Origin of the sequence: Vibrio sp. M260118 (genome assembly GCF_036533755.1) — a bacterium.
Lineage (GTDB): Bacteria > Pseudomonadota > Gammaproteobacteria > Enterobacterales > Vibrionaceae > Vibrio.
On sequence record NZ_JATABG010000162.1, the window covers coordinates 1 to 9,668 of the forward strand.

Annotated in this window: 7 protein-coding genes; 4 read left to right on the plus strand and 3 right to left on the minus strand. The window is 47.4% G+C overall.

The features are described from left to right. Positions 1–388: chromosome partition protein MukE (locus QTO00_RS11070; protein WP_331424866.1), on the plus strand; the 388-nt coding region annotated here is incomplete at its 5' end. Further along, the gene (mukB, locus tag QTO00_RS11075; protein WP_331424867.1) at positions 385–4,671 is read left to right on the plus strand and encodes a chromosome partition protein MukB; all 4,287 of its coding nucleotides are present in this window, start codon (positions 385–387) and stop codon (positions 4,669–4,671) included. The genes QTO00_RS11070 and mukB, both read left to right, overlap by 4 nt. A gap of 53 nt (positions 4,672–4,724) precedes the next feature. On the opposite strand, the gene QTO00_RS11080 is transcribed toward mukB, so the two are convergent. Both QTO00_RS11080 and QTO00_RS11085 read right to left on the minus strand, forming a co-directional pair. Continuing rightward, entirely contained in the window at positions 4,725–4,877 is a 153-nt protein-coding gene (locus QTO00_RS11080) for a hypothetical protein (protein WP_331424868.1), read from the minus strand. A gap of 178 nt (positions 4,878–5,055) precedes the next feature. Beyond that, on the minus strand, positions 5,056–6,093 hold the full coding sequence (locus QTO00_RS11085; protein ID WP_331424869.1) for an AraC family transcriptional regulator: 1,038 nt from the start codon (positions 6,091–6,093) through the stop codon (positions 5,056–5,058). A gap of 164 nt (positions 6,094–6,257) precedes the next feature. Between QTO00_RS11085 and QTO00_RS11090 the strand changes: the two genes are divergently transcribed. Together QTO00_RS11090 and QTO00_RS11095 are read left to right on the plus strand one after the other, a co-directional pair. Next, complete coding sequence (locus QTO00_RS11090; RefSeq protein ID WP_331424870.1) at positions 6,258–7,727, plus strand: coniferyl aldehyde dehydrogenase; 1,470 nt, start codon at positions 6,258–6,260, stop codon at positions 7,725–7,727. A 33-nt stretch (positions 7,728–7,760) separates the two neighbouring features. Beyond that, the gene (locus tag QTO00_RS11095) at positions 7,761–9,395 is read left to right on the plus strand and encodes a GMC family oxidoreductase (RefSeq protein WP_331424871.1); all 1,635 of its coding nucleotides are present in this window, start codon (positions 7,761–7,763) and stop codon (positions 9,393–9,395) included. Between the two features lie 44 nt (positions 9,396–9,439). On the opposite strand, the gene QTO00_RS11100 is transcribed toward QTO00_RS11095, so the two are convergent. Beyond that, positions 9,440–9,668, minus strand: a 229-nt coding sequence (locus QTO00_RS11100; protein ID WP_331424872.1) for a sugar-transfer associated ATP-grasp domain-containing protein, incomplete at its 5' end; no start/stop codon positions are given.

Here is a 9,668-nt window from a genome sequence, read left to right on the forward strand (position 1 = left end):
CATCTTCACTAACCAAGAGTTATACGAAGAGCTATTGGCACTGGCTGATGAAGCTAAATTAATGAAGCTGGTCACCAACCGAGCAACAGGCTCTGATTTAGATAAAGAGAAGCTGTTCGAGAAGGTTCGTACGTCACTGCGCCGTTTACGCCGTTTAGGCATGATCATCAACATCGGTGAAACGGGTAAGTTCAGTATTAGCGAATCGGTGTTCCGCTTCGGTGCCGATGTGCGCTTGGGCGATGATATGCGTGAAGCGCAGCTAAGGTTAATTCGCGATGGTGAGGCGGTCGTTCACACCAAAGAGCCTAGCCAAGGCAGCTTACTAGAACAAAAAGAGAGCGAAGAAAACGCTGAACAAGAGATGCAGGTAGAGGGTGAAGCATGATTGAACGAGGTAAATATCAATCGCTAACCATGATCAACTGGAACGGCTTCTTTGCGCGTACATTTGATATTGATGGCTTAGTCACCACGCTTTCGGGCGGTAACGGTGCAGGTAAATCCACCACTATGGCGGCGTTCATCACTGCTTTGATTCCCGACCAAACCTTGCTTCACTTCCGAAACACGACTGAAGCAGGTAGTAGCCAATCGTCTCGTGATAAAGGCTTATACGGTAAGCTTCAGGCGGGCGCATGTTACGCGGCTCTTGATGTAGTGAACTCGCGCAATCAGCGTTTACTGTTCGCGGTTAAACTTCAGCAAGTGGCTGGTCGAGATAAGAAAGTCGACATCAAGCCGTTTGTGATTCAAGGCTTACCGAGCCATGTTAAGCCGACAGACGTGCTGATCGAAAGCGTGTCCGATACTCAAGCTCGCGTGCGTCAGATTAACGAAGTAAAAGAGTCGATTGCTAGCCTTGAGGGAGTGCAGTTTAAAGCGTTCTCCTCAATCGTTGATTATCATGCGCAGATGTTTGAGTTCGGTGTTATTCCGAAGAAATTGCGCAACTCTAGTGATCGCTCTAAGTTCTACCGTTTAATTGAAGCTTCTCTGTACGGTGGTATTTCAAGTGCGATTACTCGCTCTTTGCGTGACTACCTACTTCCGCAAAATGGTGGGGTGAAGAAAGCTTTCCAGGATATGGAGTCGGCGCTGCGCGAAAACCGCATGACGTTAGAGGCGATTAAAACCACCCAAGCTGACCGTGACCTATTTAAGCATCTCATTACCGAATCGACTAACTATGTCGCGGCAGACTATATGCGTCATGCGAATGACCGTCGCAACAAGTTAGATCAAACTTTATCTCTGCGCTCTGAATTATTTAGCTCACGAGAAACTTTGTTAGAGCAAAACAACCTGCTTAACCGCGTTCAAGAAGAGTTAGAGCTACTGGTCGAGTCGGAATCCTCCTTAGAGCAAGACTACCAAGCGGCTTCTGACCACTTGCAGTTGGTGCAAAATGCACTGCGTCAGCAAGAGAAGATTGAACGTTACCAAGAAGACTTGGAAGAGCTTCAAGAACGTCTTGAAGAGCAGATGATGGTGGTCGAAGAGGCACAAGAGCGTGTCTTAATGGCGGAAGAGCAAGCAACGGTTTCTGAAGAAGAAGTTGATAGCTTAAAGAGCCAACTTGCCGATTATCAACAGGCTTTAGACGTTCAGCAAACTCGAGCGCTGCAATACCAACAAGCGGTACAAGCGTTAGAGAAAGCAAAACAACTACTCGAAGATGAGTCGCTAACGGCTGAATCGGCCCAGACTCTAGTGTCGCAGTTAAAAGATAACGAAGCGCAGAGCACGACTGAATTGCTAGCGACTAAACACAAGCTAGATATGACTTCAGCAGCAGCGGAGCAGTTTGAATCAGCGTTGACGCTTGTGAAAAGAATCGTTGGCCAAGTAGAGCGTAGCGACGCTTCTCAATCGGCAAAAACAGCTTTACAGCAAGGTCGTGATGCGCAGCAGTTAGTGCAAAATGAGCAGCAGTGGCGTGCTCAGCATCGTGATGTTGAACGTCGTTTGCATAAACAGCGTCAAACTCAAGAGCTGGTGGCTGAATACCAAAAGCAGCACCAGGTTGAGCTAACTGATGAAGTGACTTTCGAGCAAGAGCGTGAACGTCACGCAGCGCAAATCGAATCGCTTGAGATGTGCCAAGAAGAGGTTCGCGAGCAGCGCAGCGAGCAGCGTCGCCAAGAGCAAGACGCAGCGGCAGAGATCAAAAAGCTAGAGGCAATCGCGCCAACTTGGATTGCCGCTCATGATGCACTTGAATCTTTGCGTGACCAGAGTGGTGCTGAACTTGCTGATAGCCAGTCCGTTATGAGCCAGATGCAGCTGGATATTACGATTGGTGATGCGCCATATTTTAGTGCTATGTATGGTCCTGCTCGCCACGCGATTGTAGTCTCTGATCTTTCAGGTATTGAAGAGAAGCTCGTTGAACTTGATGATTGTCCAGAAGACCTTTACATCATTGAAGGTGATGTTGACGCATTTGATGACAGCACGTTTGATGCAGAAGAGCTAGAAGGCGCGGTATGTGTGCGTATGAACGATCGTCAAATGCGCTACTCACGTTTGCCTGAGATCCCTCTGTTTGGCCGTGCAGCTCGTGAACAGCGTTTAGAGTTGCTGCGCAGTGAGCGTGAGGATGTGGTAGAAGAGCACGCGAAAGCAGCGTTCGATTCACAGAAGCTTCAGCGTTTGTACCAAGCATTTAATAGCTTTGTTGCTAAGCATATTCAGGTCGCGTTTGAAGCGGATCCTGAGCAGGCGTTGACGACTATCCGTGACAAACGCAATCAACTAGCTCGCACTCTTGCTGACCTTGATGCAAAAGAGCAGCAGCAGCGCAGCCAGCTTCTTGGTAGTAAGCAAGCGCTAGCCGCTTTAGATAAGATCGCACCGAGTATGGCGCTGATCGAAGATGACGCCCTTGAAGCGCAGTTTGAAGAGCTAGAGCACAACCTGGCTAAGTTAACGGAAGCTAAGGCTTTCCTTACGAATCACGCTAAGGCGCTAACAGAGCTTGAGAAGATTGCTTCTGCGCTAGATGCGGACCCAGAGCAGTTTGATGCACTTGAGGCTGAGTATCGCGCAGCAGATGAGAAACTCCAGCAACTGAAGAAGCAAATTTTTGCGTTGTCGGACCTTGTAGAGCGTCGTCACTACTTTGCTTACTCAGACTCAGTGGATTTGCTTAGCCAGAGCAGCGAACTGAGTGAACAGCTGAAAGCTAAGTTGGTTCAAGCTGAACAAGCCCGTACTCGTTCTCGCGAGGAGCTTAAGCAGTCGCAAAGCCAAATTAACCAATACAATCAAGTATTGGCATCGCTTAAGAGCTCGCACCAAGCCAAGCTGGAAACGGTTCAAGAGTTTAAGCAAGAGCTTCAAGAATACGGCGTTACCGCTGATGAAGGCGCGGCAGAACGTGCTATGCGACGCCGTGATGAGCTTCAAGAGCGTCTGCATACATCGCGTTCACGTAAGAGCGAATGCGAACGCACGATCACTTCTACAGAACTAGAGATGAAGGCGCTAGCCAAGCGTTTGAAGAAAGTGCAGAAAGAGTACGTTGAGCTGCGTACCTTTGTGGTCGCGGCTAAAGCGGGTTGGTGTTCAGTGCTTCGTTTAGCACGTGAAAACGATGTTGAGCGTCGCTTACATAAACGCGAACTTGCATACCTATCTGACAATGAACTGCGCTCAATGTCGGATAAATCACTGGGTGCGCTTCGTCTTGCCGTGGCAGACAATGAAGACTTGCGTGATGCACTGCGCTTGTCTGAAGACAATGCCCGTCCAGAGCGTAAAGTTCTGTTCTACATTGCAGTTTACCAGCACCTTCGTGAACGTATTCGCCAAGACATTATTCATACTGACGATCCTGTCGAAGCAATCGAAGAGATGGAAGTGGAGTTGGCGCGTCTAACCGAAGAGCTCACTCAACGCGAGAACCGCCTAGCGATAAGCTCTGACTCTGTAGCGAGCATTATCAAGAAGACGATTCAACGCGAGCAGAACCGTATTCGTATGCTTAACCAAGGCTTGTCGAATATTTCGTTTGGTCAGGTTAAAGGCGTGCGCTTGAATGTGAAGATTCGTGAGAGCCATGAAGTGCTACTTAATGGCTTATCGACGCAGCAAGAGCAACATAAAGACCTGTTTGAATCACCTCGCTATACCTTCTCTGAAGCGATGGCGAAGCTATTCCAACGCGTCAATCCGCATATCGACATGGGCCAACGTTCTCCACAAGTACTGGGTGAAGAACTACTGGACTACCGTAACTACCTAGAGCTAAGTGTTGAGGTTAACCGTGGTTCAGATGGTTGGCTGCAGGCAGAGTCAGGCGCACTTTCTACCGGTGAAGCGATCGGTACTGGTCAGTCAATTCTGCTTATGGTGGTACAAAGCTGGGAAGAGGAGTCGCGTCGACTGCGTAGCAAAGACATTGTCCCTTGTCGTCTGTTGTTCTTGGATGAGGCGGCACGTCTGGATGCGAAGTCTATTTCGACCTTGTTTGAATTGTGTGACCGTTTGGATATGCAGCTTCTGATTGCTGCACCAGAGAATATTAGCCCAGAAAAAGGCACAACTTACAAGCTAGTACGTAAAGTGTTCAAAGACCATGAACATGTACATGTGGTTGGTCTAAGAGGTTTTGGTCAGGAGGCTAAACCGAAGAGTGAGGCGCAAGAGTTAGCAGAAAGTCTGTAATTTAAAGTGGGTTAAAACAGATAGTCCCTAAGCGAAAGCTAGGGACTATTTTTTTATCTCTCGTTTTCCAGTGGAGAAGCTTTTTCCATCAGCCTTTCAAGCTCATTCAATGCTTCAAAAGACATTTCGGAGATACGTTCCAGATCCTGTTCTAGATGATCGGATGCTTTTTCATTAGTTGGGGGAGTGTCTTTACCATCCTTCATTAAAGTCACCTCTATGCTTGTGGGGAATAAGCGCTTCTAACTTAAGCGATGTGACTTGCAAATCCAAGTGACACACTCCAATGTGTGACAGTGGTGTTAAAAGGTGCAGCCATAGGTAAGACGAGTCTTATTTTTGATAGCGAGTAATAAGAAAATCATTGGATAATTATGAACTTATTTATGTGTTTGATTGCTTATTGTTGAGTCGATATTGTTTAGGCGAGCATAATGCCCAGCGGCGAAAGGCTTGGCGAAAATTCGCACTGTCTGAGAAGCCGACGCGTTCTGCAATCTCTTCCACATTTAAGTCGGTTGAAGCAAGGTAATGCTTTGCTAGTCGAAAACGCACCTCATCTAATATCTGTTGATAACTGGTTTGTTCAAGCTTTAGGTGTCGGCGCAGAGTGCGCGAAGACATGCCGAGATCAGAGGATAGCGTTTCAATAGAGGGGTAGTTGCCAGGATTCTCAACAAAGATCTGCATCACTTGCTCTTTCAAACTCGAAGCTGCAGTTACTTTCGCTAACATCTCATCACAAGACTTAAGGCACATTTGCAGTGTCATTGGGTTTGCAGAAGGGAGCGGATCATTGAGTCGATTACCGTCGAACTCCCACTCTAAAAATGGGCTATTGAACTCTATACGACACTGAAACATATTAGCGTAGGTGTCACCGTGGGCTGGTTTCGGATAAGGAAACTTTATTAAATGCGAAGGGAAAGGGGATTGCATGACCTCTTCACACAAGTTTTGAATGGCGGCAAACCAATATTCACAACAGAAGGGAAGAAGGGTATCAAGCTCGACTAGTTGTTCTGCTCGGAAGAATCCCCGTTCGTTTTCAACCCACATTTTTTTCCTCAGCACTGGTCCAGCAAGGCGCAGATATTTGAATCCTAGTAACAGAGCGTCGAGTAGAGTGTTGCTGCTGAATGCTGCGTAACCCAGTACACCAAAGTCACTAAAACGAGCCTGCTGCCCCACTTTTAGGCCTAAATCGGGCTCGTCGGATAAGCGTAGCGCATTGCTGAAGACAACTAGCTTTTGCGCAAGGGTGATGTGAGTTTCGGGAGAGTAGAGTTGAGTGCTGGAAAGGCCACTACCTTCAAGTAGCGCCTCAGCCGGAACTCGATTGTTGAGATAACGGGTTAGCAGTTGTACATCTAAAATGCCGCTTGCCAGTACATCTGGTTCATAAACCGCGCTATATTCCACTTACTTAGTTCCTTTTTTGGGTTAGGTCATTGTTGTATAGCTTGAGTAGAGTCAGTTCGTCCAGTAAATATGTCCGAATTTCACCGTTTTCTGTCTTTTTGTCACCTAGGCATGGTGTTAACGAAATGTTGGAATGAATGCTCAGCGTAAAAGAGGTCATTACAATGAACATGATTGCAGACCATTTGGTAGAACAAGCCGAGCTTAACTCAATACAAGATGGTAACGAGCTAAGTCAATGGTTCACTGAGTTGAAATCAGCGTACCAAATTGAAACACATCCTAGTTTGGCAGTTAGGAAGCTGCGACTTAAAGCGCTTAAAAAGCAGCTTTCTCGCTATCAAGATGCGCTTGCCGATGCAATGAGTGATGACTTTGGTGGACGTAGTCATACTGAATCTATTATGGCCGATATTCTTGCGCCGATTTTGGATATTAATCATGTCTTGAGTCACCTTGGCCGTTGGATGAAGCCAAGTCGTCGCCCAACCGAGTGGTTGTTTAAAGGTAATAAGCTTGAAGTAAGGTACCAGCCCAAAGGGGTGGTGGGTATTATATGTCCGTGGAATTTTCCTCTTTACCTTTCTATAGGACCTCTAACCACTGCATTGGCAGCGGGCAACCGTTGCATGATAAAGATGCCACCAAATTGCCCGCAAACCACTAAGGTGTTAACTGAGATGCTTGCGGAAGTGTTCCCTAAGGATCTGGTTCGTGTGGTGCATGGAAGTCATCCTCAAGCAATGGAGATATCTCATCTGCCGTTTGATCATCTAGTGTTTACTGGCTCTCCAAATAGCGGAAAAGCGATTATGGCCAATGCGGCTAAAAACCTTATCCCGGTTACTCTAGAGTTGGGCGGCAAGTCGCCGGTGATTGTGTTCGATGACTATGACATAGAGCGAGCTGCACAACGGATCTCTCATGGCAAAGGGTTTAACTCAGGTCAGATCTGTATTGCTCCGGACTACGCGTTTGTTCCACAAGAAAAAGTGGATGCATTCGTTGCGGCTGTGGCTTCCGCACAGCAGAAAATGTACGGCCAGATTGAAGGAAATCATGACTATACCGCTCTCGTTGATGACGCCCAGCACCAGCGCTTTCATCAGTTGCTTGACGATGCTAAGCAGAAAGGCGCCACGATTACTCAGTGTTTAAGTGAGGGAGAAGGGCGCAAAACACCACTCTACGTCGCAACCAACTTAACGCCTGAAATGCGAATTTGCCAAGAAGAGATCTTTGGCCCACTACTGCCCGTGCATGGTTACCAGAGTCTTGATCAAGTGATTGATTATATTACCGCAAGGCCAAGACCGCTCGCCTGTTATCTGTTTAGCCACAACAAAGAGCAGCGTGAAGAGGTGTTGGCTCGAACTCATAGTGGCGGCGTAACGATTAACGATTGGGGCTGGCATGTACTGAACCATTCGGTACCGTTTGGCGGTGTTGGTAACTCGGGAATCGGCAATTACCACGGTGAAGAGGGCTTCCGTGAGTTAAGCCATGCTCGCAGCGTGCTGCAAATGCGCGGCTGGTTCCCAATTCAACTTTTTGTACCGCCCTACAAAAATCCTATTCAAAAGCTAGCGGTGCGTTGGTTTGTGGGTAAGCCGGACCCAAGCCTAAAAAAGTAAAATTTTGGATTCATTGCTCGACTGGAGATAGCTATGGACAGTTATGATTTCATTATCGTAGGTGGCGGTTCGGCGGGGTGCGTATTGGCGTCTCGCTTAACCGAAGAACCTAACATAACAGTGTGCTTACTAGAGGCTGGTGGTACAGACAGTAGCCCTTGTATTCATACCCCAGCGGGAATGGTCGCTATGATGCCGACCAAATACAACAACTGGGCGTTTAAAACGGTTCCTCAACCAGGGCTCAATGGTCGGAAAGGGTATCAACCAAGAGGCAAAACCTTAGGCGGCTCAAGCTCGATCAACGCGATGATGTACGCTCGTGGGCACAAGTATGATTACGACTTGTGGGCGAGCTTAGGCAATTCAGGTTGGAGCTATGACGAGTGTTTGCCTTATTTTAGAAAAGCCGAGCACAACGAAATTCACCAAAATGACTATCATGGACAAGGCGGACCGCTGAACGTTGCTAACCTGCGCTCACCAAGTGAGATGCTAGAGCGATATTTGGCAGCGTGTGAGGCTATGGGTATACCAAGAAACAGCGACATTAATGGTGCCGAGCAGTTTGGCGCTATGGCAACTCAAGTGACCCAACGTAACGGTGAAAGATGTAGTGCTGCTAAAGCTTACCTTACTCCCCATTTATCCCGTCCCAATCTCACTGTAGTTACTCAAGCGACCACTCATAAGGTTCTATTTCGTGACAAGCGCGCGATTGGCGTTGAGTATGGCGTTGGTAACCAACGAATCCAGATTAGGTGTAAAAAAGAGGTCATTCTTTCCGCTGGCGCATTTGGTTCACCACAAATTCTGCTGTTATCTGGCGTAGGACCAAAACAAGAGCTTGAACTGCATGGGATTGATCAAGTTCAACAGCTCGAGGGCGTTGGTGAAAATCTCCAAGATCATATTGACTTGATTCACTCCTATAAGTGCTCGGAAAAGCGTTCAACCTTTGGCGTGTCACTGCAAATGGTGGCTGAGTTAACCAAGGCGCTGCCTGAATGGAGAAAGCACCGCACTGGAAAACTTACCAGTAATTACGCAGAGGGTATTGGCTTCTTTTACTCTGACCAACATAGTTCGGTGCCGGGCTTAGAATTTGTTTTTGTCGTGGCGGTTGTTGATGACCATGCACGAAAAATTCATCTTAGTCATGGCTTTAGCTCCCATGTGACTTTGCTCCGGCCAAAGAGTCGCGGAACGGTGAAGTTAAATAGTGTTGACCCTTATGAACCACCCAAAATAGATCCTGCGTTTTTTAGTCATTCGGACGATATGCAAGTGATGATTAAGGCATGGAAAAAACAATATCAAATGCTAGAAAGTGAGTCGTTTGATGATGTGAGAGGGGAGAGCTTCTACCCAATTGACCCGAAAGACGAACAAGCGATTGAGCAAGATATTCGCAATCGTGCCGATACCCAGTATCATCCAGTTGGCACATGTAAAATGGGTACGGCAGACGACCCTTTAGCGGTGGTTGACCACAACTTGGAGGTTTATGGGTTAGAAGGCTTGCGTGTGGTTGATGCGTCAATAATGCCGACTTTGATTGGTGGCAATACTAACGCTCCTACTATTATGATCGCTGAGAAGATTTCGGATGTGATTAAACGTAAGTATCAGCTATGCCAGCCTCAGCCAACCGCGACTAACGCATAAAAATGCCCGCATAGAGCGGGCATCATGATGATTATCTGAAATGATTAGCCAACAAGTTCTTTAGCAAAAATACCAAACTGCCTAGCCGAGTACGCAACGCGCTCTGTAGGTTTGGGATATTCAGCACCTTGGCCGAGGTTTTCTATGTGATGCAACCTAGGCAGCAGTCCGGCACCGTTAGCTATTTGAATTGCTAGACCCGGTCGGGCGTTAAGCTCAAGCACCATTGGTCCTTCTTCTTTATCAAGAACCATATCTGTACCCATATAGCCA

Bases quoted from the DNA above. Each gene is read 5' to 3' on its own strand.
- mukB (WP_331424867.1), top strand. From the start codon at position 385: ATGATTGAACGAGGTAAATATCAATCGCTAACCATGATCAACTGGAAC.
- QTO00_RS11090 (WP_331424870.1), top strand. From the start codon at position 6,258: ATGAACATGATTGCAGACCATTTGGTAGAACAAGCCGAGCTTAACTCA.
- QTO00_RS11095 (WP_331424871.1), top strand. From the start codon at position 7,761: ATGGACAGTTATGATTTCATTATCGTAGGTGGCGGTTCGGCGGGGTGC.
- QTO00_RS11080 (WP_331424868.1), bottom strand. From the start codon at position 4,877: ATGAAGGATGGTAAAGACACTCCCCCAACTAATGAAAAAGCATCCGAT.